The organism is Streptomyces sp. NPDC048479 (assembly GCF_040651435.1).
Classification (GTDB): Bacteria; Actinomycetota; Actinomycetes; order Streptomycetales; family Streptomycetaceae; genus Streptomyces.
In genome coordinates, this window is sequence record NZ_JBEZKA010000001.1 from 464,356 (window position 1) to 487,496 (window position 23,141).

Annotated in this window: 22 protein-coding genes; 12 read left to right on the top strand and 10 right to left on the bottom strand. The window is 71.1% G+C overall.

The features are described from left to right. Positions 1-165: 165 nt before the first annotated feature. A complete protein-coding gene (locus tag AB0D12_RS02085; protein ID WP_362676097.1) occupies positions 166-2,136 on the bottom strand; it encodes a bifunctional glycosyltransferase 87/phosphatase PAP2 family protein in 1,971 nt (656 codons plus the stop codon). A 278-nt stretch (positions 2,137-2,414) separates the two neighbouring features. Here AB0D12_RS02085 and AB0D12_RS02090 point away from each other — a divergent pair, with 278 nt between their 5' ends. The 3 genes from AB0D12_RS02090 to AB0D12_RS02100 all read left to right on the top strand — a co-directional run bounded on the left by AB0D12_RS02090 (position 2,415) and on the right by AB0D12_RS02100 (position 4,687). Next, positions 2,415-3,563, top strand: a complete 1,149-nt coding sequence (locus AB0D12_RS02090; protein WP_362676099.1) for a DUF2330 domain-containing protein — start codon at positions 2,415-2,417, stop codon at positions 3,561-3,563. Between the two features lie 15 nt (positions 3,564-3,578). Then, complete coding sequence (locus AB0D12_RS02095) at positions 3,579-4,259, top strand: O-methyltransferase (RefSeq protein ID WP_362676101.1); 681 nt, start codon at positions 3,579-3,581, stop codon at positions 4,257-4,259. An 86-nt stretch (positions 4,260-4,345) separates the two neighbouring features. After that, on the top strand, positions 4,346-4,687 hold the full coding sequence (locus tag AB0D12_RS02100) for an antibiotic biosynthesis monooxygenase (RefSeq protein WP_362676103.1): 342 nt from the start codon (positions 4,346-4,348) through the stop codon (positions 4,685-4,687). 61 nt (positions 4,688-4,748) lie between these two features. On the opposite strand, the gene AB0D12_RS02105 is transcribed toward AB0D12_RS02100, so the two are convergent. Next, on the bottom strand, positions 4,749-5,195 hold the full coding sequence (locus tag AB0D12_RS02105; RefSeq protein WP_362676105.1) for a hypothetical protein: 447 nt from the start codon (positions 5,193-5,195) through the stop codon (positions 4,749-4,751). Then, positions 5,195-5,812, bottom strand: coding sequence for a hypothetical protein (locus AB0D12_RS02110; RefSeq protein WP_362676107.1), 618 nt, complete (start codon positions 5,810-5,812; stop codon positions 5,195-5,197). The genes AB0D12_RS02105 and AB0D12_RS02110 overlap by 1 nt, the downstream gene beginning before the upstream one ends. Before the next feature lie 137 nt (positions 5,813-5,949). Here AB0D12_RS02110 and AB0D12_RS02115 point away from each other — a divergent pair, with 137 nt between their 5' ends. Then, the gene (locus AB0D12_RS02115) at positions 5,950-6,429 is read left to right on the top strand and encodes a GNAT family N-acetyltransferase (RefSeq protein ID WP_362676109.1); all 480 of its coding nucleotides are present in this window, start codon (positions 5,950-5,952) and stop codon (positions 6,427-6,429) included. Positions 6,430-6,484: 55 nt separating this feature from the next. Here the strand turns inward: AB0D12_RS02115 and AB0D12_RS02120 are convergent, their stop codons facing one another. Then, a complete protein-coding gene (locus tag AB0D12_RS02120; protein ID WP_362676111.1) occupies positions 6,485-8,533 on the bottom strand; it encodes an MFS transporter in 2,049 nt (682 codons plus the stop codon). 177 nt (positions 8,534-8,710) lie between these two features. On the opposite strand from AB0D12_RS02120, the gene AB0D12_RS02125 reads away from it, so the two are divergent. Then, entirely contained in the window at positions 8,711-9,652 is a 942-nt protein-coding gene (locus AB0D12_RS02125) for a peptidoglycan-binding protein (RefSeq protein WP_362676113.1), read from the top strand. Between the two features lie 193 nt (positions 9,653-9,845). Further along, positions 9,846-10,523: an HAD-IA family hydrolase gene (locus AB0D12_RS02130; protein ID WP_362676115.1), complete on the top strand. Its 678-nt coding sequence runs from the start codon at positions 9,846-9,848 to the stop codon at positions 10,521-10,523. A 141-nt stretch (positions 10,524-10,664) separates the two neighbouring features. Here AB0D12_RS02130 and AB0D12_RS02135 read toward each other — a convergent pair whose 3' ends face one another. Together AB0D12_RS02135 and AB0D12_RS02140 are read right to left on the bottom strand one after the other, a co-directional pair. Continuing rightward, the gene (locus AB0D12_RS02135; protein WP_362676117.1) at positions 10,665-11,249 is read right to left on the bottom strand and encodes a TMEM165/GDT1 family protein; all 585 of its coding nucleotides are present in this window, start codon (positions 11,247-11,249) and stop codon (positions 10,665-10,667) included. Positions 11,250-11,488: 239 nt separating this feature from the next. Beyond that, a complete protein-coding gene (locus tag AB0D12_RS02140; protein WP_362676119.1) occupies positions 11,489-12,229 on the bottom strand; it encodes an ABC transporter permease in 741 nt (246 codons plus the stop codon). A 166-nt stretch (positions 12,230-12,395) separates the two neighbouring features. On the opposite strand from AB0D12_RS02140, the gene AB0D12_RS02145 reads away from it, so the two are divergent. The 5 genes from AB0D12_RS02145 (at position 12,396) to AB0D12_RS02165 (ending at position 18,444) form a co-directional block, all read left to right on the top strand. Continuing rightward, positions 12,396-13,049: an HNH endonuclease family protein gene (locus AB0D12_RS02145; RefSeq protein ID WP_362676121.1), complete on the top strand. Its 654-nt coding sequence runs from the start codon at positions 12,396-12,398 to the stop codon at positions 13,047-13,049. Between the two features lie 106 nt (positions 13,050-13,155). Further along, on the top strand, positions 13,156-14,832 hold the full coding sequence (locus AB0D12_RS02150) for an alkaline phosphatase D family protein (RefSeq protein WP_362676123.1): 1,677 nt from the start codon (positions 13,156-13,158) through the stop codon (positions 14,830-14,832). A gap of 136 nt (positions 14,833-14,968) precedes the next feature. Next, on the top strand, positions 14,969-16,963 hold the full coding sequence (locus tag AB0D12_RS02155; RefSeq protein WP_362676125.1) for an FAD/NAD(P)-binding protein: 1,995 nt from the start codon (positions 14,969-14,971) through the stop codon (positions 16,961-16,963). A gap of 60 nt (positions 16,964-17,023) precedes the next feature. After that, positions 17,024-17,497, top strand: coding sequence for a DoxX family protein (locus tag AB0D12_RS02160; RefSeq protein WP_362676127.1), 474 nt, complete (start codon positions 17,024-17,026; stop codon positions 17,495-17,497). Positions 17,498-17,781: 284 nt separating this feature from the next. Beyond that, the gene (locus tag AB0D12_RS02165; RefSeq protein ID WP_362676129.1) at positions 17,782-18,444 is read left to right on the top strand and encodes a VTT domain-containing protein; all 663 of its coding nucleotides are present in this window, start codon (positions 17,782-17,784) and stop codon (positions 18,442-18,444) included. On the opposite strand, the gene AB0D12_RS02170 is transcribed toward AB0D12_RS02165, so the two are convergent. Together AB0D12_RS02170 and AB0D12_RS02175 are read right to left on the bottom strand one after the other, a co-directional pair. After that, on the bottom strand, positions 18,398-18,664 hold the full coding sequence (locus tag AB0D12_RS02170) for a DUF2277 domain-containing protein (protein WP_362676131.1): 267 nt from the start codon (positions 18,662-18,664) through the stop codon (positions 18,398-18,400). The genes AB0D12_RS02165 and AB0D12_RS02170 overlap by 47 nt on opposite strands. 197 nt (positions 18,665-18,861) lie before the next feature. Then, a complete protein-coding gene (locus tag AB0D12_RS02175) occupies positions 18,862-20,028 on the bottom strand; it encodes a serine hydrolase domain-containing protein (RefSeq protein WP_362676133.1) in 1,167 nt (388 codons plus the stop codon). Positions 20,029-20,181: 153 nt separating this feature from the next. On the opposite strand from AB0D12_RS02175, the gene AB0D12_RS02180 reads away from it, so the two are divergent. Continuing rightward, positions 20,182-21,765 carry an oxidoreductase gene (locus AB0D12_RS02180; protein WP_362676135.1) on the top strand — a complete coding sequence of 528 codons (1,584 nt, stop codon included), beginning with the start codon at positions 20,182-20,184 and terminating at the stop codon, positions 21,763-21,765. 136 nt (positions 21,766-21,901) lie between these two features. Here AB0D12_RS02180 and AB0D12_RS02185 read toward each other — a convergent pair whose 3' ends face one another. Next, positions 21,902-22,291: a TraR/DksA C4-type zinc finger protein gene (locus tag AB0D12_RS02185; protein ID WP_362676137.1), complete on the bottom strand. Its 390-nt coding sequence runs from the start codon at positions 22,289-22,291 to the stop codon at positions 21,902-21,904. Between the two features lie 81 nt (positions 22,292-22,372). After that, complete coding sequence (locus tag AB0D12_RS02190; RefSeq protein ID WP_362676139.1) at positions 22,373-22,858, bottom strand: SseB family protein; 486 nt, start codon at positions 22,856-22,858, stop codon at positions 22,373-22,375. Positions 22,859-23,141 lie beyond the last annotated feature (283 nt).

Consider the following 23,141-nt stretch of genomic DNA (forward strand, 5'->3'; position numbering starts at 1 on the left):
TCCGGCCCGTAGCCGAGAGTAGTCAACCGTCGCCAGGCTCGTACCGTGAACGATGGCATTTCGGCACCCAAGTGGCGGAACGGTGCCCTCAGGCGGATCCTGGCCTCAACGCGACGATCCACCCCAGGGGGTGCGGGGACGACCCGTACCCCCTGGGGCGCGCGGCTACTTCGGCGCGGCCGGGACCGGTGCTTCCACCTGGGTGTCCACTCTCGCCGCCGGCACCGCCCCCGCCGGCACCCGCAGCTGCCGTCGGCCCGCCAGCAGGTAAGTCAGGCCGAAGCCCGCGCCCACCACCGCCGCGCCGCCCGCCGCGTCCAGTACCCAGTGGTTGGCCGTGGCCACGATCGCGCAGACCGTGAAGAGCGGGTGGAGCAGGCCGAGCAGCTTCATCCACAGCTTCGGCGCCAAGACCACGACAATCAGTCCGCACCACAGCGACCAGCCGAAATGCAGCGACGGCATCGCCGCGTACTGGTTGGTGACCGCCGTCATCGCCCCGTAGTCCGGGTTGGCGAGGTCCTGCGGGCCGTGCACCGTGTCGATGAAGTCCATGCCTGGCATCAGGCGCGGCGGGGCCAGCGGATACAGCCAGAACCCGAGCAGTGCCAGCAGCGTCGCGAAGGCGAGCGACGAGCGCGCCCAGCGGTAGTCGGCGGGGCGACGGACGTACAGCACACCAAGGATCGTCAACGGCACCACGAAGTGGAAGGACGCGTAGTAGAAGTTGAAGAAGGCCTCGACCCACTCCGCCTTCACCACCGCGTGGTTGATCCAGTGCTCGACGTTGATGCCGAGCGCCTGTTCGGCGGAGATGACCTGCCGGCCGTGCTCCTCGGCCGCGGTCACGCCGCCGGTCGCGGCGGCGCGGATCTGCGAGTAGACGGAGTAGCCGACTCGGATCACCAGCAGTTCGAGCAGCAGGTTCGGGCGGCTGAGCACGCGCCGCCAGAACGGCAGCAGCGGCACCCGGCTCCAGCGGGCCGGGAGCGGCAGGGCGTACTCGGTCGGCACCGGCTGCCGGAAGTACGGCGAGGTACGCGGCAGGAACGGCACCGCAACCGCCGCCGCCAGCGCGGCGACCAGCAGGGCGTTGTCGCGTACGGGGTACAGCACCGCCATGTTGGGCAGCAGCATGTTCCCCGGCAGCGTGATCGCGAGGATCACCAGTACGGGCCACAGCATGCGGTCCGAGGCGCGCTTGCCGACCCGGCCGACGACCGCGAGGAGCACCCACAGCAACTGGTGCTGCCAGGCGGTGGGCGAGACGGCGACGGCCACACAGCCGGTCAGGGCGACGGCGAGGAGCAGCTGTCCGTCCTGGGCGTAGCGGACGGCACGGCGCACGCCGAAGAAGCAGACCGCGGCGGCGAGCGCGACATACAGCGCGATCTCGAGCGGACCCTCCAGGCCGAGTCGGAGCAGCGCGCCGTGCAGTGACTGGTTGGCCAGGCTGTCCGGGCGGGCGCCGAGCCCGGCGCCCGCTACATGGTGCACCCAGTACGTCCAGGAGTCGCTGGGCAGCGCGGCCCAGGCGAGCGCCGAGGAGGCGGCGAAGGTGCCGGCCGAGGTGACGGCGGCGCGTCTGCGGCCGGTGAACCAGAGCAGCGGAGCGAAGAGGAGCACGGTCGGCTGGAGGGCGGCGCCGAAGCCGATCAGCACGCCGGACGGTCTCTCGCCGCGCACCGCGAAGCAGCCCAGCAGCACCAGCAGGACCGGGATGATGCTGGTCTGCCCCAGGTAGAAGCTGTTGCGCACGGGCAGCGAGAGCATCAGCAGGCTGATGGCGATGGGCGCGGCGAGCAGACCGCTGCGGCGCGAGACGGGTCCCGGCAGGGCGCGGGCGACCACCAGGCCGAGCACGACGACGAGCAGCAGTGTGCCGAAGGTCCAGGCGATGCCGAGCGCCTGCTCGGCAGCCCGGGTCAGTGGCTTCAGCACGAGTCCGGCGAACGGCGTACCGGTGAACTTGTCGGCGTCGTACAGCGAGCCCCTCATATGCAGGACGCCGTTCTCGCCGATCCAGGTCTCCAGGTCGGTGAGGCGCTCACCGGGCGGCTGCCGGAGCACTGCCGCTGTCTGCCGTACCGCGAGGACGGCCGCTACGAGCCACAGGGCGGCCCTGGCCGCGCCCATCCTCGTATCCGTCGTCGCACTTCCGTGCACGCTGTGCTCCGCGTTCGCCACGTCGCGCCGCGCCTCCCCACGTTGTGTGTTCCTGGTTCACGTTCTGTGCGCCGGTGCTGCATGTCCCGGGCTGCTCCCGGTTCATAGAGCCTTGCACTGCCCCACGAAGGAGACTCAGGCAACCCCCTCTTCGCCTGACTGTCACCCCGTTTTGACCGAATATCTCGTTCGACCATCTTGTTCGACGGCACTGGAACCGCGAGGTCCGCGGCGCCGTCACAGGAGGCATGCGGGGGAACATACAAGACAGGACACCGGTGCGCGGGCCACGGAGGCAGCGGCTGCTGCTGGTGGTGCTCGCACTGCTTGCACTACAACTCGGATCGCTGGTCAGCCCGGCGTACGCCTGCGGATGCGGCGCGATGGTGCCGGACAAGCAGTCCCATGTGTACGTCAACCGGGAGACGTCGGTGGTCGGTTGGGACGGCCGTACGGAGCAGATCCTGATGCGCTTCACGGTCGACGGCGACGCTCCCAAGGCTGCCTGGATCATGCCGGTGCCGAGCCGTGCCACGGTCGAGCTCGGCGACAGCGCGCTCTTCGACGAGCTCGAGACGATCATCGCGCCGGAGCACCGGACGCGGCACTACTTCTGGCCACGCGGCGACGACTGGCCCTTCCTCGGCGGTTCCGGCGACTCCGCGGGCGAACCGGCCCCCGCGGCCGGTGCGCCGGCGGTGGGTGTGGTCGGCCGCGAACGCCTCGGCGACTTCGACGTCGCACGGCTGACGGCGACCGATCCCGGCGCGCTGCGCGGCTGGCTGGAGCAGAACGGCTTCGAGCTGCCGGACGGCCTCGCACGCGAGCTGAAGCCGTACGTCGAGCAGAAGTGGGAGTACGTGGCGGTGCGCCTGGCCCCCGAGACGGCGGGCTCCGTGCTGCGCGGCACGCTCGACCCGCTGCGGCTGCGCTTCGCCAGCGACAGGCTCATCTACCCGATGCGGCTGTCGCGGCTGGCCAGGACCGCGCAGTCACTGGGGCTGTTTGTGCTGGCGCCGCACCGGATGGAGCCGCGTGGCTCGATCGGTGGGAACGCGCCGGAGGTGACGTACGCGGGGAAGGTGGAGCCGAACGCGGCGCTTTCCGGGTTCACGGGCGGCGGCGAGACCTTCCTGACGGCGCTGGACCAGGAGTTTCCGGAGCCCAAGCGGATCGACGGCGACCATGAACTGCGCGCCACGGACAAGGACACCCCCTTCCGGCGGGTGGTGTACGAGAACCAGCTGTTGACGGTGGCCGGTGTCCCGGCGTGGCTGCTGACGGTCGGCGGGGGCCTGGCGGTTCTCGTGGCCGTGGTGCTGCTGCGCGTACGGGCACGGCGGCGCAGTCCGGTCGTACCACCTCCGGCGATCCAAGTGCCGCCACCGATCGCCTGAAATAGGTTGGGGCGTATGACTCAGGAGAACCAGGACCGGTGGACTGCCGTAGACCACTACATCACCGACCACCTCGTCCCGGCCGACGAAGCCCTGACCGCCGCCCTCGCGGCAAGCGACGCGGCCGGCCTGCCCGCCATCGCTGTCGCCCCGAACCAGGGCAAGCTGCTGCACCTGCTGGCCCGGATGCAGGGCGCGCGCACGGTGCTCGAGATCGGCACGCTGGGCGGCTACAGCACGATCTGGCTGGCCAGGGCGCTGCCCGAGGAAGGCAGGCTGATCTCGCTGGAGTACAGCCCGGCGCACGCGGAGGTGGCCCGGGCGAATCTCGCCCACGCCGGCCTCGACAAGATCGCGGAGGTCAGGACGGGCGCGGCGCTGGAGACGCTGCCGAAGCTGGCGACGGAATCGGGCGCGGGCCCGTTCGACCTGGTCTTCATCGACGCGGACAAGGAGAACAACCCGCGCTACGTGGAGTGGGCGCTGAAGCTGACCCGCCCGGGCAGCGTGATCATCGTCGACAACGCGGTGCGGGGCGGCGCGGTGGTGGACGCGGACAACACGGGCCCGGCGATCGTGGGCACGCGGGAGATGTACGAACTGGTGGCACGGGAGCCGCGGTTGAGCGCGACGGCGGTACAGACGGTGGGCACGAAGGGGTACGACGGGTTCCTGCTGGCGCGCGTGGTGGCCTGAGGACGGGCGGGGCGTGCGGTCGCGGCAGCCGCGGCCCGTTCCGTGCGTCATGCCGGTGAGCGTGGGCCGTACGGCAAGATGGCCGCATGAGCATCGTGAAGATCAATGTGCTGACCGTCCCTGAGGAACAGCGCGAGGTGCTGGAGAAGCGCTTCGCGGCCCGCGCGGGCTCGGTGGAGAACTCCGACGGCTTCGAGTGGTTCGAGCTGCTGCGCCCCGCGGAGGGGACCGACCAGTACCTCGTCTACACACGCTGGCGCGACGAGGCCGCCTTCCAGGCCTGGATGGAGGGCTCGATGAAGGCCTCACACGGCGCGGGCCAGGGCGGTCCGGGCGGCGGCGAAGGCGGTGAGCGTCCCAAGCCCGCCGCCACCGGGTCCACGCTGTGGTCGTTCGAGGTGGTCCAGCAGGCCGCCCCGAAGGCCTGAGGCCCAGGTCCTGCATTCGGGCCCAACACCCAGGCCCAACACCCGGGCCTCCGGCCACGATCTAGATCCGCAGCAGCCGCTCCGTCACCTCGCGGTACGCGCGCAGGGCGACCCGCAGCTCCTCTGTGTCCGCCTCCGCCGGGCGGCGCTCGTTCCCGCCGTCCCAGTCGGCGCGGAGCGCTTGACGCCGTTCGGTGAGGGCGATCGTGATGCGGTCGGCGGTGTCCTCCAGTACCGCGGCCGCCTCCTCGACAGCGTGCCGCGGCCCGTCGACGAAGCCGCCGAGGGACTGCTGCAGCCGCAGCGTCAGCTTGTCGCGCTCGTCCTGCGGGATCAGCTGCCGCGGAGGGGTCTGGCCGCGAGGCTCGCGGTCTTCGGTGTTCTCGATGCCTTCGAGGCCTTCGACGTCCTTGAGGTGTTCAGGTCGCTCAGGGCTCTCAAGGCCCTTGGAACGCTCCGGGTGTTCGGCCCGCTCGGGCGTCTTGGCCCGCTCCGCTTCGTACGTCATCACGCGCCACTCCCCTTCGGCTTCAGCAGATGCCCGCGCCCGCCGCGCTCCACCGCACCGGCACGGTGCGCGAGGGGATCCTCGGGACGGGCATGGACCAGGGCCTCGAAGAGCGCACGGCTCTCGACCATCGCCTCACGCAGCTCCTCCGTGCTCGACTGTCCGCGCGTCGCGCGGTGCACCCGGCGGTAGCCGCCCACGTGTTCCGCGTGATGCACGGAGAGCGCGGCGAGCTGCTCCTCGTACTGTGCGGCCTCGGGGAAGCCCCGCTCCGCCGCCAGCCGCGCCAGCAGCTGGTCCGCCTCGGCGACCGCCTTGACCGGTGAGTCGACGAAGCGCTCCTGGAGACCGGCCCACTGGGCGAGGTACAGCTCACGTGTCTCGTTCGCCAGCGGCTGCGGCCTCAGATCGCCGTGGCGCTTGACGCGCTCGTTCAGTTCACGTTCCGCGGCCTTGGTGTCGCCGTCGTGGCGGGTGAGGGCCAGTTCGTACTCGAGGCCGAACCGCCGCTTCAGCCCCCGCCGGCCGCCTCCCCTGCCCGGTCCCGCGCGGAGCACCGCGGCGACGACGATCGCGAACACCGCTACCAGAGCGACGACGATCAGGACTGTGGACATGGCTGCCTTCCCTGTTCACGATTCGGTGTATGCGACTCGGTTGAACTCGGTTGAACTGGGGTTGAGGGGCCCTCCCGAAGGCGGGTTGCCCGGAATTCGTTGGCCAAACGGCCCGCTCCTCCGGTACAGAGATCGTCATGACCACCTGGACCCTGGCCCCCGAAGCATTCGACTCCTCCGACGCGAGCGCCCTGCGGCGCGAGTACTACGACGAGGTCGCGAGCCGCTACTGGCAGCGCCCCGCGACCGCCGAGGAGATCGACCAGGGGCTCAGCGGCGACGGCGCCGAACAACTCACGCCGCCCACCGGCCAGTTCGTCGTCGGCCGGTACGGCGCCAAGGCCGCGGCCTGCGGCGGGGTGCTGATGCTGGACGCCGAGCGCGCCGAACTCACACGCGTCTATCTGCGCCGTCCCTTCCGCGGCAGAAGAGGCGCCGGAATCCTGCTGGAGACCCTGGAGAACGAGGCGCGCAAGCTGGGCGCCCGGCGGATGGTCCTCAATACCCGGCTCGATCTGATCGAGGCGCGGAAGCTCTACGTCCGGAACGGCTACGCCGAGATCCCGGCGTACTGCTCGGGTCCGTACATGGACATCTGGTACGGCAAGGAGCTCTGAGGCGACCAGGAGCCCCGGAGCTCCGAGCCGCCCGGAGACCCGAGCCGTCCGGAGCTCAGGCCGCGTGGTCCCGCTTCGGCGGCGGACTGTACGGCCGCTCCGCGTCCGACCCGCACAGCTCCGCGTTCAACTCCTCCACCAGCTGCACCAGATCGGTCGGCCGCTCCGGTCCCCACCAGTCGCCGAGCAGCTCCGAGAGGGACTCCTCGCGTGCCTTCGCGAGCCGCATGGCCGCTTCCAGGCCCCGGTCGGTGAGGATCAGCTGCAACCCGAAGCGGCGGGCGAGCCCCCGCTCCTCCACCTGCCGGGCCGCGTCGGTGATGACGTGCAGTGGTACGGGCGTGGCGTCGGCGAGCAGCCCCGGCTCCACCGTGCCGTGGCGCCTGATCCTCAGCAGCAGCCAACTGGCCTCGGGCAGCAGGTCGTACCCCGCCTTGGCGCTGATCTTCTCGTAGATCCGACGCCGGCCCTCGCGCGAGCCCAGCAATGACAGGGCCCGGGCACACTCCTCGTGCGAGGAACGCTCGACCGGGTTGGAGGCGAGCGTCTGGCTGGGATCTGGCGCGGTGACCGAGCCGCGCAGCTTGTCCTCCTTGAGGAACCAGGCGACGACGAAGGCGAGAATCACGACGGGCACGGCGTACAGGAAGACATCGGTGATGGCTGACGAGTACGCATGGAGTACCGACGGGCGCAGCGCGGGCGGCAGTTCGGCGATGGCGCGCGGGTCGTCGGCCAGTTGCCCGGCACCGGCGCCGGACGGCACCGGCCGTCCGGCGAGCGCGTCGGCCAGTTTGTTCTGGAGCTGGTTGGTGAAGATCGTGCCGAAGATGGCGACGCCGAACGCGGCTCCGATGGAGCGGAAGAAGGTCGCGCCGGAGGTGGCGACGCCGAGGTCCTCGTAACTGACGGCGTTCTGGACAACCAGCACGAGCACCTGCATGACCAGGCCGAGACCGGCACCGAAGACGAAGAAGTACGCGCTCGTCTCCCAGGTGGAGCTGGTCTCGTCGAGCTGGTGGAGCAGCACGAGGCCGACGGCGGTGATGCCGGTGCCGGCGATCGGGAAGACCTTCCAGCGGCCGGTGCGGCTGACGATCTGGCCGGAGCCCGTGGAGGTGAGCAGCATGCCGAGCACCATCGGCAGCATGTGCACACCGGACATGGTCGGTGTGATGCGGTGGACGACCTGCAGGAACGTCGGCAGATAGGTCAACGCGCCGAACATCGCGAAGCCGACGATGAAGCTGATGACAGCGACGAGCGTGAAGGTGCGGATTCGGAAGAGTTTGAGCGGCAGTACGGGTTCGGCGGCGCCCCGCTCGACGTACACGAATACGACGAGGAGTACGGCTCCGAGGACGGCGAGGGCGATGATCTGCGGCGAGCCCCACGCCCAGGTGGTGCCGCCGAGGGAGGCGACGAGGATCAGGCAGGTGGCGACGGAGGCGATGAGGAAGGTGCCGAGGTAGTCGATGGTGTGCCTGGTCCGGCGTACGGGGATGTGCAGTACGGCGGCGATGACGAGCAGCGCGACGATGCCGACCGGCAGGTTGATGTAGAAGACCCAGCGCCAGCTGAGGTGTTGGGTGAAGAAGCCGCCGAGCAGTGGGCCGAGGACGCTGGACGCGCCGAAGACCGCGCCGAACAGGCCCTGGTACTTGCCGCGTTCGCGCGGCGAGACGATATCGCCGACGATCGCCATCGACAGCACGATCAGTCCGCCGCCGCCGAGTCCCTGGAGCGCGCGGAAGCCGATGAGCTGAGGCAAGTTCTGGGCGATGCCGCAGAGCGCGGAGCCGACGAGGAAGATGACAATGGCGGTCTGAAACAGCTTCTTTCGGCCGTACTGGTCACCGAGCTTGCCCCACAGCGGGGTGGCGGCGGTCGCGGCCAGCAGGTACGCGGTGACCACCCACGAAATGTGCTCCAGGCCGCCGAGGTCGCTGACGATGGTCGGCAACGCGGTGGAGACGATGGTCTGGTCGAGGGCGGCGAGCAGCAGGCCCAGCAGCAGTGCGCCGATGGCGACCATGACGGTCTGCCGTTTCTGGCCCTCACCTGGGGCCGGACTCACGGCCGGGGTGCTCACTTCCTGAGCCATGCCGATCTGTCTCCTCGCTGTCCCCTCGGTTCCGCGCCCTTTCACTCGTCCTCAACACTCTCCTCTCCATCCTGCTGGCTGTGACCGGTTATGGCCTGCCGAGCCGGGCGTGGGCTCGTTGGGTATCGCGGTGGGCGGTTGGATAATCGCTGGCAGCCCAAGGGGAGGGGAGCCGCGATGGCCGGACATGCATGTCCTGGATGCGGTACGCCGCGGGGCGCCGACGGCGGAGCGGGATCCGGCTGCGACTGCGCGGAACGTGCCGCGGACGCGGTACGTGCGGAGCGGAAGGCGGAGATCGCGGCGGCGGAGGACTTCGATCCACTGCGGATACGCCCGTATGTGACGTTGGAAAGGCCGCACGGGGAGGAAGGTCGGCACGGGGAGGAGGCGCCGGAGGGGAGCGGGACCGAGCCGGAGGCGGCGACGGCGCCGCTGCCGCTGCCGTTGCCGTTGCCCGTGTTGGCGCCCCGGCCCCGGCCTCGTACGGAGCCGACTGCCCGCCTTTCCGTGGACCCTGATCCGGTGCCGCAGCACCGCCGCCGGCCGCTCGCCGGGCTGATGGTGGGCGCGGCCGCGCTGGCGATGGCCGGGACCGCGGCATTCGCCGGCGGGCTGTTCTCCGGGGACGAGGAGCGGAACACGGCCCTGCCGGACACGGAGACGAGCGCGCCGGGCGTGAGCGCCGCCGTACCGGACGCGCCCTCGTCGTCGCCGACCCGTTCCGTGTCCCCGTCGGCCTCGGCCGCGCCTTCCCGTACGCCGTCGGCTTCGCACTCCTCGCCGCGTACGGCTCCGGAGCCGTCCGGGCGGCCCGAGCGCCCATCGACGCCGCCGGCATCCACGGCACGGGCCACGGGAACGGTGTCCCAGCCGGCGCCGGAGCCGCCGGCGCCGGCCACGCTGCGGCGCGGGGACAGCGGCCTTGAGGTGGTGGAGCTGCAGAAGCGGCTGGCGGAGGCGTGGATGTACGGGGGCCAGGCGGACGGGCAGTACAGCGACAGCGTCGAGGAAGCGGTGCGGGTCTTCCAGCGGGACCGGGACGTCAAAAGCGATCCCGAGGGGGTCTACGGCCCGGACACGCGCCGCGCGCTGGAGGCGGAGACCCGGGAACCCTGACGGGCCATGACGCACACGGAGTTGGCGGCGGACCACCCTGGACCGGGGTGGGCGATGCGGGACGGACGCGAAACCAGGTGGCGCTAACCGCCCTCGTTTTGTATCGTGTAGGAACAAAGTGGTTCCGCCCGTATTCCCTGACCGGCGGGCGGAGCCGCTTGTTTTCTCTTCTTCCGCGCCCTGGAGTACGCCGATGCCGGCAGCCACCCCGTCCGATCTGACCGCACGCGCCCTCCTGCTGGACATGGACGGCACCATCGTCAACTCGGACGCCGTGGTCGAGCGCTGCTGGCGGCTCTGGGCGACCGAGCACTGCCTGGACCCGGACGAGGCGCTCAAGGTCGTCCACGGCCGGCAGGGCTACGCCACCATGGCGGTCCTCCTCCCGGACCGCCCCATGGAGCAGAACCACGCCGACAACCGCGTGATGCTCGCCCAGGAGACCGCGGACATCGACGGCGTCGTCCCCGTCGCGGGCGCCGCCACCTTCATGGCCGCCATCGCCCGACTGCCGCACGCCCTGGTGACCTCGGCGGACGAGGCGCTCGCCCGGGCCCGGATGACCGCCGCCGGTCTGCCGATGCCGCAGATCCGCGTCACCGCGGAGCGGGTCGGCGCGAGCAAGCCGGACCCGGAGGGCTTCCTCAAGGGCGCGGCCGAGCTGGGCTTCGACCCGGCGGACTGCATCGCCTTCGAGGACTCCGAGGCAGGCATCGAGGCGGCCCGCGCGGCGGGTATGCGCGTGGTGGGCGTAGGCCCCCGGGCGGCAGCCCTCACCCCGGACGCCCATGTCCCCGACCTCACACACCTGACGGTGACCGAGAGCCCGGACGGCACCATCGAACTGCGGGTGGCACCCCCGGTGGCCTGAGCGCCCGGTCCTCAGGCTCGGCTCAGCAACGCCTTTGCCAGCAGTTCGGCGGACTCGGCCGGATGCTCGACGTAGCCACCATGGCCGCCCGGGAACTCCAGGACCTCCACACCGCGGTGCGAGCCGATAAAGGACCGCGCGTCAGGGAGCGATCGCCTCGAAGAGGCTGAAGCCGGCCAGCGCCAGCATCAGACAGGCCGCGACCTTCGTGATCAACCGCAGCGGTACGTACTTCATCAGCGTCCGGCCGCCCAGGATGCCCATGCCCGCGACCGCCCACAGCGCCAGCACCGCGCCGACGCCGACCGACAGCGGGCTGTCGTAGCGGGCGGCGAGGTTGGCGGTCATGACCTGGGTCAGATCGCCGAACTCCGCGACCAGGATGAGCATGAAGCCCGCCCCCGAGACCTTCCAGAAGGACTGGTCCGCCGGGGCCTTGATGTTCTCCTCGTCCCCGTCGCCCTTCTTCATGAGCAGCATCAGGGCGCCCGCCAGAAAGAGGAGGCCGACCACCGCCTGCACCAGCCGGTGCGGCAGCAGTGTCAGTACGCTGCCGGCAGCGACGGCGAGCACGACATGGACGGCGAAGGCGGCCGCGACGCCGACGAAGACGTACGAGGCGCGGTAGCGGGTGCCGAGCATCAGACCGGCGAGCGCGGTCTTGTCGGGGAGTTCGGCGAGGAAGACGACGCCGAACGTGATCGCCATGACGGTGAAGCTGATCATGGGTGGGAGTCCTCAATCGGTCGGGGCGCGGCCCTGCCGAGAGTCCTGAGCGTTTCAGGGGTCGCTTCGGCACGGCAGCGCCATGAATGCATACATGGGCACTGCGGCCGAAGGTCTCGCTGACGGGCCTCGACGAGGCCGCCTCCGGGCGCCGGCCGGGCACGAGGCCCAGCAGTATGTCGACGTTCCGGCGAAGAGCTACTCCCCTTCTGCTCCGTCCAGGGTACGCGAGACGGCCGTCACGCCGGATCCCGGTACAGCCGTCCCCGCGCCACCAGTTCCAGCACGACCGACACGGACACCGCCTGCACCGCCATCAGCGCGACCAGCACAAACAGCTGCACGGCCCCCGCCAGCACCGGTGACGCCCCGCCCAGCAGCATGCCGACGAACGCGCCCGGCAGTGTGACGAGCCCCACGGTCCTGGTCTGGTCGAGACCCGGCAGCAGCGCGTCGGACGCCGGACTCCGCGCCACCTCGAGCCGGGCGTCGCGGTCGAGCAGCCCGAGCGCCATCCCCGCCTCCACCTCACCCCGCCGCAGTGCCAGCTCGTCCAGTGCCCGGCGCCCGGCGAGCACGGTCACGGTGAGCGCGCCCCCGATGAGGATGCCCGCCACCGGGATCAGCGCGATGCCCTTGAGCGGCACCAGGCCCGTGAGCAGCAGCGCGGCGACGACAGGCACGACGCCCGCGGCGATCGGCAGCCCGGCCCACCACCAGGTCCGGTTCCCGGTGATGCGCCGGCCCGCCGTCCGTACGGCGACGGCGTACATCAGCAGCAGAAAGGCGAGCAGCAGCGGTACGGAACGGACCACCCATCCGATCGCCAGGGAGACGGCCGCGAGTTGGACCGCCGCCCGTACGCCCGCGACGGCGATCTCGCGGGCCCGCCCTAGGTGAGCGACGGCGGCCACCGTCGCCGCGACAACCAGCAGGACGGCCAGTACGACCCCGAAAGTGACATTGACCGTCAGCAGCACTCGACAACCGTACGCCGCAGACCGGTATCTGTCGGAGCGTCAGAACCCTTGATCTGTCGTGCCCATGTCGCCACTCTGTTACCTGGCGCCCACCCCACGGAAACCTGGCGCCGCAACCATGGCCTCGCCCGAACGGCCAAGCTCCCCCCACATCCAAGGAGTTCGCATGTCTGGTGTCTACGCGCGTCAAACCCGTCGAATAGCCGTGCTCGCCGCCACCGCCGCTCTCGCCACCACCGGCCTGCTGGCCACCGCCCCCGCCGCCCAGGCCTCCCCGCCCACCCCCGTCAGCGCCGCCACCGCCCGCACCTACCTCGGCCAGCTGACCGTGGCGGCCGAGGGCTCCTCCACCGGCTACAGCCGCGACAAGTTCCCGCACTGGATCACCCAGTCGGGCGCGTGCAACACCCGTGAGGTCGTCCTCAAGCGCGACGGTACGAACGTCGTCCAGGACTCCAGCTGTGCGGCGACCAGCGGCAGTTGGTTCTCCGAGTACGACGGTGCCACCTGGACCGCCGCCTCCGACGTGGACATCGACCACATGGTGCCGCTCTCCGAGGCCTGGAAGTCCGGCGCGAGCAGCTGGACCACCGCCCAGCGCCAGGCCTTCGCCAACGACCTCACCCGCCCGCAGCTGATCGCCGTCACCGACAACGTCAACCAGGCCAAGGGCGACCAGGACCCGGCGGAGTGGCTGCCGTCGCGCACCTCGTACCGCTGCATGTACGCCCGGATGTGGGTGGACGTGAAGCACTACTACAACCTGAAGGTGGACTCGGCCGAGAAGAGCGCGCTCCAGGGCATCCTGAACGGCTGCTGACCAGGCGATTCGGCCAGGGTCTCACGTTCCGGCTGCGATCCGGCCCGTAGGCTGGCCGCCCTCCCCCGTCGTTCCGTACCGTACGGGGCGACGGAGGAGGGCACACATGGCGGGACTGCGCCTGGGACCACTGCTGCGGTACGTCGACTGGGAGTCCGGCGGGAGCGCGACCATCTGGGTGGAGGCCGACCGGCCCTGCACGGCCGAGGTCCGGTGCGCCGACGGCGCACAGGGCACCTCGCGCACGTTCCAGATCGCAGGCCACCACTACGCGCTGGTGCCGGTGACCGGTCTGACGCCCGGCACGACAACGGCGTACGAAGTGCTGCTGGACGGCCGCAAGGTCTGGCCGCTCGAAGGCTCCCTCTTGCCGGACAGCACGATCCGTACGCCGGATGTCCCCTCCGACGGCGTCACCGTCTCCTTCGGCTCCTGCCGCTGGTCGGCCGCGCCCGCCGACGGGCACGACCCTGTCGGGCCGGACGCGCTCGACACCCTCGCCGTCGAACTGGCGGCCGATCCCACCGCCGTACGCCCCGATGTGCTGCTCCTGCTGGGCGACCAGGTGTACGCGGACGAGACGTCCGAGGAGACCAGGGCCTGGCTCGCGGCCCGGCGGGATCTCTCCGAGCCGCCCGGCGCGGAGGTCGCGGACTACGAGGAGTACACCCGGCTCTACGACGAGTCGTGGAGCGACCCCGAGGTGCGCTGGCTGCTCTCCACGGTCCCCAGCTGCATGATCTTCGACGATCACGATGTGATCGACGACTGGAACACCAGCGCATCCTGGCTGGCCGAGATGCGCGAGACGCCGTGGTGGCAGGAGCGGATCCTCAGCGGCCTGATGTCGTACTGGGTCTATCAGCACCTGGGCAATCTCTCGCCGGAGGAGCTGGAGTCCGACGAGCTGTACGCCGCCGTGCGGGCCGCCCCCGACGGAACCGACCGCCTCAAGAACTTCGCCGCCGAGGCGGACGCCCATCCGGCCTCTGTGCGCTGGAGTTACCGCCGCGACTTCGGCCGGACCCGGCTGCTGATGGTCGACACCCGCGCCGCCCGGGTCCTGGAGGAGAAGAACCGGGCGATGCTGGACGCGGACCAGGCCCGCTGGGTGCGCGAGCAGGCGCTGGCCGGGCGGGGGACGTACGACCATCTCCTGATCGGCACCTCCCTGCCCTGGCTGCTGCCGCCGCTGATCCATAACGCGGAGAGCTGGAACGCCGCGCTGTGCCGGGGCGAGCGGGGCGAGCGATGGGCACGGTTCGGCGAGGACCTGCGCAGACGGGCGGATCTCGAGCACTGGGCCGCCTTCCCCGACTCCTTCGAGAAGTTGGCGCGGCTGATCGCGGAGGCGGGCAGCGGTCCCGACGCCCCGGCGACGGTGTGCGTGCTGTCGGGAGACGTGCACCATGCGTACATCGCCGAGCCCACGTGGCCGGACGGCGCACCCGACGCCCGGGTGCTGCAACTGACCTGCTCGCCCGTGCACAACTCCATCCCCCGCTCGATACGGCTCGGGTTCCGCTTCGGCTGGAGCCGGGCGGGCAGGCGGTTCGGCCATGCCTTCGCCCGTCACGGCCGGACGGGCAGGCCGCCGGTCGACTGGCGGCGGACGGGCGGTCCCTGGTTCGGCAATCACCTGATGACGCTGGCGCTGCGCGGGCGCACGGCCGGGCTGCGGCTGGACCAGGCGCAAGCGGTGGCGGGGGCGGCCGCGCGGTTGGTGACGGCGGACGAGCGACAGCTGACCGCGGACCGTGATCCAACCCACAGCGGAGCGTGATCCTTCCCGCAGCGGAGCGTGATCTTCCGCCCCAGGGGTTCGACTCAGGGCCCTCCCCCGGCATGATGAGCCGGACGCTCCGCTTCCAAGCACCCCACATGCCCCGGGAGTTCCTGTTTTGTCCGACGTACGCGATGTGCGATCAGCAGCAGTCGCCCACACCCGCGCCATCGCGGTCGTCGGCGCGGGCCCTCGCGGCACCTCCGTTCTCGAGAGACTCTGCGCGTCGGTGGCCGAGCTCACCCGTGGGACGCCGCTCATGGTCCACATCGTCGACCCGTCACCGCCGGGACCGGGCCGCGTCTGGCGTACGGACCAGCCCGCCGAACTGCTGATGAACACGGTGGCCTCGCAGGTCACTCTGTTCACGGATGACAGCGTTGCCTGCGAGGGTCCGATACGTCCGGGTCCGAGCCTGTACGAGTGGGCGGCGGCGCACACCGACGAGCGGCTCGGCCCCGACGACTACCCGACGCGGGCCTGCTACGGCCGCTATCTGGAGTGGGCGTTCCTGCGGGCGGTGGGCGGCGCACCGGACACGGTGACGGTGCGGGTCCACCGGGCGCGGGCGACACGGCTCGACGACGACCGGGACGCCCACCGCCGCGAGGGGCCCGCCGCCCCGACGCAGAGCCTCACCCTCGACGACGGCACCACGCTCACCGGCCTGTGCGCGGTGATCCTCGCCCAGGGCCATCTGCCCGTGGTCTGCCGGCAGACCACGGCGCATCTCGCCGAGTACGCCGCCCGCCACCCCCGCCTGCGCTACTACGAGCCGGCCAACCCCGCCGACCTCGACCTCTCCGCCGTGGCCCCTGGGGAATCAGTTCTGCTGCGCGGCCTCGGGCTCAACTTCTTCGACCATATGGCCCTGTTGACGACGGGCCGCGGCGGCACCTTCGTACGCGGCGACGGCGGCGAGCTCGCCTACCGGCCCTCGGGCCGCGAGCCGCGGCTGTACGCGGGATCGCGGCGCGGCGTTCCCTACCAGGCGCGCGGAGACAACGCCAAGGGCCCCTCCGGCCGGCACGAACCGCTCGTCCTGACCCCGGATGTGATCGCGGTCTTCCGCAAGAGGGCGGACGAGGGCGATCCGCCGGACTTCCTGACCGAGATATGGCCGCTGGTGGCCAAGGAGGTGGAGACGGTCCACTACGAGGCACTGCTCGCCGGTCCGCGAGGCTCCGCTCCTCACGGCTTCAGGGACCGCTTCCTCGACACTCCCCATGGCAGCGCCCAAGAGGCCGCCGTACTGGACGCGTTCGGGGTCGCGGAGGCGGATCACTGGTCCTGGGACCGGATTTCGCGCCCGTACGCCGGTCAGCGCTTGGCCTCGCCCGCCGAGCACCGCGCCTGGCTCCTCGGCCATCTGCGGCAGGACGCCGCGCAGGCCGCGCTCGGCAATGTCGCGGGCCCGCTGAAGGCCGCCCTCGACGTACTGCGCGATCTGCGCAACGAGCTGCGTCTGATCGTGGACCACGCAGGCCTCTCCGGCACCTCCCGGCGCGACCATCTCGACCGCTGGTACACCCCGTTGAACGCCTTTCTCTCCATCGGGCCGCCGCGCCGCCGGATCGAGGAGATGACGGCGCTGATCGAGGCGGGCGTCCTGGAGGTCGTCGGTCCGCGCACCACCATCGGGACGGCGGACGCACTGTCGGACGAGGCCCTGGACGGGGCATTCACCGCCGAATCACCTGACGTTCCCGGCTCTTTCGTGACGGCGACGACGCTCATCGAGGCGCGACTGCCGGAGCCGGACCTCCGGCGGACCTGTGACGATCTGCTGGAGCGGCTGCTGAAGACCGGCCAGTGCCGCCCGCATTCCATCGACGGCTACGAAACCGGAGGGCTGGACGTGACACAGCGCCCGTACCGTCTGATCAACCGTCAAGGCCGTCCGCACCCTCGGCGCTTCGCCATCGGCGTGCCCACCGAGGGCGTGCACTGGGTGACCGCGGCCGGGGCCAGGCCGGGCGTCGACTCGGTGACGCTGTCGGACGCGGACGCGGTGGCGCGCGCCGCCCTGCGCACGCTCGAAACGCCGCGGGAATGGCAGCGGGGTACGGAAACGGAATCCAGGGCGAAAATCGGCCGCTCACCAAATGTTGAACTTGCAAGTATTGATTAGGTCTGCCTAACCTAGGGCTTCCCTCGTCGGTTTCACGTCCCCAGACCGAAGGAGCCCCCCATGGCAAATCCCTCGCTGTCCACCCGGCTGAACAAGGCCCAGCCCTATGCGCTCGGCCTGTTCCGCATCGTCGTCGGCCTGCTCTTCACCTGCCACGGCGCCGCCTCGCTCTTCGGCGTCCTCGGCGGCGCGGCCGGCGGCGGCACCATCCCGGCCGGCACCTGGCCCGGCTGGTACGCGGCGGTGATCGAGCTGGTCGCCGGCGTACTGGTGCTGCTCGGCCTCGGCACCCGCAGTGCCGCCTTCGTGGCCTCCGGCTCGATGGCGTACGCATACTTCACCGTCCACCAGCCGGAGGGCCTCTTCCCGCTGCAGAACAGTGGCGAGGGGTCCGCGCTGTACTGCTGGGCCTTCCTGCTGCTGGTCTTCACCGGACCGGGCGCACTGGCGCTGGACCAGCTGTTCGCGCCGCGCGGCGCGAGCCGGTCGGCGCAGGAGGAGCGCCAGGAGGAGGCCACGGCCGTCACGGCCTGACCCACCCGCCGCATCCGAAGCAGAGGAAGCGCCCGGCCCCGTACGACGAGGGACCGGGCGCTTCGCGTGCTCCACACGCCCGGCGCCGTGAGGATCAGCAGACGTGAAGGTCAGCAGACCTGGGGCTCAGCGGACGTGAGGCTGAACAGACGTGAGGATCACAACATCAGCGCCCCCGGACGATCTCGAGGTAAACCCCAGGCGTACGCTGTACAGCTGTACGGCCGCCCCTGCCGCTCCCCTGCGACGTCGCGGCGTTTTTTCCGAAACCGGGGGGAGTTCGGGTGCTTGAGAGTGTGGGGTCGCTGACCGGCAGCCCATGGATCTATGCCGTCGTGGCGCTTTCCGTACTTCTCGACGTCTTCCTGCCCGTGCTGCCCAGCGGAGTCCTGGTGATCACGGCGGCGACCGCCGCCGCTGCGGGCTCGACCACCGCCACGGCCAACGGGTCCGTCCAGACCGCGGCCGGACAGGTCCCGCACGAGGTGCCCTCGCTGCTCGTCCTGATTCTTTGCGCGGCCACCGCGTCCGTACTCGGCGACCTCGTCGCCTACCGGCTGGCCTGGCGCGGCGGCGACCGGCTGGACCGGGCAATCGCCCGCTCGCGCCGGCTGACCACCGCGCAGGAACGTCTTGGCGCGGCCCTCAGCCGCGGCGGCGGCGCCCTCGTCGTGATCGCCCGCTTCGCCCCGGCCGGCCGCTCGGTCGTCTCACTGGGCGCGGGCGCGGCGCACCGCAAGGTGAAGGAGTTCCTGCCCTGGTCGGCTCTGGCAGGCGTGGCGTGGGCGGGTTACAGCGTGGGGCTCGGCTACTTCGGCGGCCAGTGGCTCGGCGCGAGCTGGGTCGGCGCGGCGGTCTCGGTGCTCGCGCTGTTCGCGGCGGGCGCGCTGGCCGCGTACGTCATGCGGCGTCCGACTCCGGCACCGGCTCCTGAACCGGCCGCTTAGCGGCCCCGCCGGAACCGCGCACCTCGAGCCCTTCGAGCAGCTGGCGGGTCGCCTCGGCGATATCGTCGACGGCCTGCTCGAAGACCTCACGGTTGTGCGCGGCGGGGGCACGGAATCCGGACACCTTGCGCACGAACTGCAGGGCGGCGGCCCGGATGTCCTCCTCGGTGGCCTCTTCGGGGAGGACGGGCGGGCGGAGAGTCTTGATGCTGCGGCACATGCGTTCAGTGTGCCCCGTGCCACGGCCTCGGGGCGAGGCCGTCGGAGTCCGGCTGCCTGACCTGCCACCGGCCCGAGGAAATCGCCACTGCCCATGCCGCAGGCCCCTCCGTCTGCCGGCGAAGGGGCCTCTGACGTGCATCTCCACGGCTTGGGCGGGTTGCGGAAGTCCCGCGCCCGCCCTGCGGGCGGACGGCGCTACTTCTCAAGCACGCCCTGGGCGGTGGCGGCCCTCACGACCGCCGCGGCCAGCCGGTCGTTCTCTGCGGCGGCTCCGCCCGGGAAGGCGTACCGGCGCCGGACATAGCCGTATGCGATCCCGCTGCCCGGGTCGGCGAACCCCAGCGCTCCGGCCGCCCCGCTGTGGCCGAAGGCGTCCGCACCCAAGAACGAGTAGCGCTGCCCCAACGCCTGGAAACCCAGGCCGAAAGTGTCCTGGTCGCCGGTGACCAGATCGGTGCCCACCGCGTAGAGCCGGGCAAACTCCGCGACCGTGTCCGACTTCAGCAGGGCCACCCTGCCGTCCAACTCGCTGATGGCGGCGGCAAACAGCCCCGCGACTCCGCGCGCGTTCCCCACCCCGCCCGCCGAAGCCTGGCCGAGTGCCCGCACGGCACGGGTGTTGGCCAGCTCCACCAGGTCGGTGGGCGGGGTGGCGTTGAGGCCGAAGGCGATCCCCGTCAGGCCCTCCGGATCCGGGGCACCGGCCTGGAGCTCGGCGAGCTGCTCCGGCGTGGGCTGCATCGGCAGTACGTCCGCATAGCGCGCTTCCAGCGCCTCGGGCAGCCCGAGATGGAAGTCGAGCCCGTACGGAGCCCGCACCCGCTCCTCGTACAGCTCCTGGATCGACTGCCCGGTGACGCGGCGTACCACTTCGCCGGTGAGAGCGCCGATGACGAGGGCGTGGTACCCGTACGCCGTCCCCGGCTCCCAGTACGGCCGCTGCCCCGCGAGGCGGGCGGCAAGCACCCGGTCGTCGGCGAGCTCCTCGATGGTGAACCCGCCGTCGACGCCGATCACCCCGGCGCGGTGCCCGATCAGCTCCCGCAGGGTGAGCCGGTCCTTGCCCTCGGCCGCGAACTCCGGCCAGTAGTGGGCGACTTCACGGTCGAGCTCGAGTACACCGTCCTGCACGAGCAGTGCGACGACCAGATGCGCCGCGCCCTTGGTGACGGAGTAGACGCCGGTCAGCGAGTCGCCCGCCATCCCGCCTCCGGTCCACAGGTCGACGACCTGCTGCCCGTTCACGTACGCCGCGAGCTGGGCACCGGACTCGGTGATCCCTTCCGCGAGTACAGCGGCGAACTCCTCCCGTACGCCTTCGAAGCCCTCCGCGACAGTCCCCTGCACCCCGACCTCGGACATTGACCTCCCCAATGATCATCAACAGTCACCGCACGCCAACCACGGGGCACCGCACCGATATTCCCGGTCCCGCAGCCGCTCCGTCCGGCACGGGCGGCCCGGGCGGGCTGGCGGCTTGTCCCGGGCGCAGCCGCACGGGAATGATGATCAATTGTGCCCCTCGATGAACTGACCGCCTGCGAGAGCCAATTGTGGAGTGCCTTCCCCCAGGGCGCCGCCGTCGATGTCCGTGACGGCTCGCCGTCTGCGGAGGGCGTCGTCCGGGCCGAGGTCGCCGCCGCGCTGCTGCTGGGTGCCGCGGATGTCGCGCACGGCGACCGCCCGGCGCTCCGCCTGACCGGCGCGCGTATCACGGGCGTGCTCGACCTGCGGTTCGCATCGGTCCCCTACCCGGTCGTGCTCACCGACTGCCGGTTCGACGAGGCGCCACTCCTGCGAGGTGCCCAGACGCGCGAACTCACCCTCACCGGCTGCGAACTGCCGGGGCTGGACGCTCACTCGGCGCAGATCGACGGACCACTGATCCTGTCCGGCTGCCGCCTTGCCGGGTCCCTCGTACTCACCCGGGCACAGGTTCACGGAGACGTGGACCTGCGCGAAGCCGTGATCAAGGTGCCTGGCGGGGATGCCATAACCGCCGCCGGTGCCCGCGTGGACGGTGATTGGCTGTGCACGAGCCTGGCCACCGAAGGACGCTTCCGTCTGTCCGGCGCGTCCATAGCGGGAGAGTTCGATCTGGAGCGCGCCTCGTTGAGGAATCCCGGCGGCCACGCCCTGGACGCCTACCACGTACAGATAACCGAAGACTTCACTCTCCATCCCGGTTTCCGTGCCGAGGGCCGGATCATCCTGTCGGGCGCCACAGTCGCGGCAGCGATCGGCTTCTGCGGCGCCCGGCTGAGCAACCCGGGCGACGTGGCCCTGGAAGCGGTCGACGTCAACGTCAACCGCAACTTCGATCTCGGCGAGGGCCTCACAGTCGACGGAGGCATACGGCTCGACGGCAGCCGGACCGGTACGGTTCTCAGCTTTCGCCACGCCCGGCTCGCCAACCCCGGCGGCACCGTCCTCTCCCTCAACCGGGTCCAGGCCCAGGAGGCCGACATGCGCACGGCAGCTCCACCCGAGGGCCTGGTCGACCTGCGCGGCGCCCGCATCGGGCACCTGCACGACGCACCTGAAAGCTGGCCCGCCGGCCTGCGGTTGGCCGAGGCGACGTACGACGTCCTCACCTCGCCCCTGGCAGCGGCCGAACGGCTCGACTGGCTCCGACGCGACACGGACGACTACCTCCCCCAACCGTATGAGCAGCTCGCCGGGACGTACCGCCGGCTGGGACACGAGGACGAGGCGCGTACGGTCCTGCTCGCCAAACAGCGCCACCGACGCACCACGCTCCCCCGGCACACCCGTCTCTGGGGCTACATCCAGGACGCCGCCGTCGGCTACGGCTACCGCCCGCTACGCGCAGGCCTCTGGCTCGTGGCGCTGCTCTCCATCGGCGCGGTCGTCTTCGGCCTGCATCCGCCAGGACCGCTCGAGGCCGGAAAGGCACCCGCGTTCAACGCGGTCTTCTACACGCTGGATCTGCTGTTGCCGGTCATCACCTTCGGACAGGAGGGCGCTTTCGCGCCAGAGGGAACCGAGCAGTGGCTCGCCTACGGCCTGATCGCTGCCGGATGGATCCTGGCCACGGCGGTGACTGCCGGAATCTCGCGGGCGCTCAGCCGCCAATAGCCGTCCAGCTGTCGGAACATACCGAGGTTGCGCCCACGCACCACGCGTGGCTGCGGGGGTGCGCGCGGGAGCTGATCACGGCGGGGTGACGCGGGGGTCCCTGCCGCAGGGGCGGTGTGTCCTGAGCCCGCCCCGGTCAGCGGGGGCGGGCCGCGGCACAGCGCACGCAGGTGCTCGCCGCGGGGCGCACCTCCAGACGTTCCACCGGGATCGGCTCGCCGCAACCCTCGCACCGGCCGTAGTCGCCTCGCTCCAGCCGTTCCAGCGCCCGATCCAGATCGGCCAGGTGGGCGCGCCCCTGTGCCGGCAGCGCGGCGATATGGGCCCGCTCGAAGGCGGTGCTCGACCCCTCCGGGTCGTGCTCGTCGTCGATCGCCACCAGGGCATTCGCCTCGACGATCCCGTCGAAGTCACGGCTCAACGCGGCGATCTGGGCGCTCGTACCGGTACGTTCGGCCGCCAGGCGCTCGCGGACGCGCTCACGCCCGGTCGGGGGGAAAACGGCGTCAGGGGACGAATCGCTCACCACTGCGACTGCATCAGCACTCGGGTTCGCATTCCGCACACCCCGCGCCGCGTGCACGCCGGACGGGGGCCGAAAACCCTGTCACTCGGGCGGGGTCCGGCCGGGCTCTCCGGCGCCATCCCCCTCCGCACCGGTCTGGTCCGGCCGGCCGACCTGACCGTTGCGCCGGCTGACGCCGGGCAGCGCCCGCACCAGGTCGGGGGGAAGGGCGAGGCCCTGGTCAGTGGACGGGTTGACCGCCAGCCACAGGTCGTCCGCCGGCCAATTCGCGGCCAGCTCGACGATGGGGATGCGGAGCGCGGTCCCGGGGTCTCCCCCGGCCGCCACCAGCGCGTCCTCGGTCGTGAAGACGGGGATGTATCGAGTGCCGTCCTGTTCGATCACCGGCAGGGCGATAGCGCCCTCGGGACGCTCCTCCTCGCCCTCCACCGGCGGCGCCTGCGGCAGCAGGGCCACGCTGTTCGCAAGACCGATCAGGGTGGCCTGGGTGTCCGCCGCGGACTGGGTTCCCTCGGGGGAAGGCCCATCGGTGGGGGGCCCGTGTTCGTCGGGTGTCGAGGCGCTCATGTCCTGTCCTCTCGTCGGCGTCGCTCACCGGCCACCCGCTCGACACGGGTGGGCACGGGTTGCCGCAGTCGCCGCCGGATGCCGCCCAGCGGCACGGGGCCGGGGCAAGCGTGGCAATACCACCACGGTATTGCCGCCCGACGTTCTGTGCGACGTTCTCAATCGCGGAACGGTGGTGATCGCGGCTGATCCTCCGTCCCGGGACCACGATCGCGAATGGATCGCCCCGGTCCGGCGACGCCTCTCGTACGGACGGACCGCGGACGGACGGACCGCGGACAGA

Coding starts and splice junctions, on each gene's coding strand:
- AB0D12_RS02120 (WP_362676111.1), bottom strand. CDS start 8,533: ATGGCTCAGGAAGTGAGCACCCCGGCCGTGAGTCCGGCCCCAGGTGAG.
- AB0D12_RS02095 (WP_362676101.1), top strand. CDS start 3,579: ATGACTCAGGAGAACCAGGACCGGTGGACTGCCGTAGACCACTACATC.
- AB0D12_RS02135 (WP_362676117.1), bottom strand. CDS start 11,249: ATGATCAGCTTCACCGTCATGGCGATCACGTTCGGCGTCGTCTTCCTC.
- AB0D12_RS02190 (WP_362676139.1), bottom strand. CDS start 22,858: ATGAGCGCCTCGACACCCGACGAACACGGGCCCCCCACCGATGGGCCT.
- AB0D12_RS02175 (WP_362676133.1), bottom strand. CDS start 20,028: ATGTCCGAGGTCGGGGTGCAGGGGACTGTCGCGGAGGGCTTCGAAGGC.
- AB0D12_RS02105 (WP_362676105.1), bottom strand. CDS start 5,195: ATGACGTACGAAGCGGAGCGGGCCAAGACGCCCGAGCGGGCCGAACAC.
- AB0D12_RS02125 (WP_362676113.1), top strand. CDS start 8,711: ATGGCCGGACATGCATGTCCTGGATGCGGTACGCCGCGGGGCGCCGAC.
- AB0D12_RS02085 (WP_362676097.1), bottom strand. CDS start 2,136: ATGGGCGCGGCCAGGGCCGCCCTGTGGCTCGTAGCGGCCGTCCTCGCG.
- AB0D12_RS02150 (WP_362676123.1), top strand. CDS start 13,156: ATGGCGGGACTGCGCCTGGGACCACTGCTGCGGTACGTCGACTGGGAG.
- AB0D12_RS02130 (WP_362676115.1), top strand. CDS start 9,846: ATGCCGGCAGCCACCCCGTCCGATCTGACCGCACGCGCCCTCCTGCTG.
- AB0D12_RS02145 (WP_362676121.1), top strand. CDS start 12,396: ATGTCTGGTGTCTACGCGCGTCAAACCCGTCGAATAGCCGTGCTCGCC.
- AB0D12_RS02115 (WP_362676109.1), top strand. CDS start 5,950: ATGACCACCTGGACCCTGGCCCCCGAAGCATTCGACTCCTCCGACGCG.
- AB0D12_RS02170 (WP_362676131.1), bottom strand. CDS start 18,664: ATGTGCCGCAGCATCAAGACTCTCCGCCCGCCCGTCCTCCCCGAAGAG.
- AB0D12_RS02100 (WP_362676103.1), top strand. CDS start 4,346: ATGAGCATCGTGAAGATCAATGTGCTGACCGTCCCTGAGGAACAGCGC.
- AB0D12_RS02160 (WP_362676127.1), top strand. CDS start 17,024: ATGGCAAATCCCTCGCTGTCCACCCGGCTGAACAAGGCCCAGCCCTAT.
- AB0D12_RS02090 (WP_362676099.1), top strand. CDS start 2,415: ATGCGGGGGAACATACAAGACAGGACACCGGTGCGCGGGCCACGGAGG.
- AB0D12_RS02110 (WP_362676107.1), bottom strand. CDS start 5,812: ATGTCCACAGTCCTGATCGTCGTCGCTCTGGTAGCGGTGTTCGCGATC.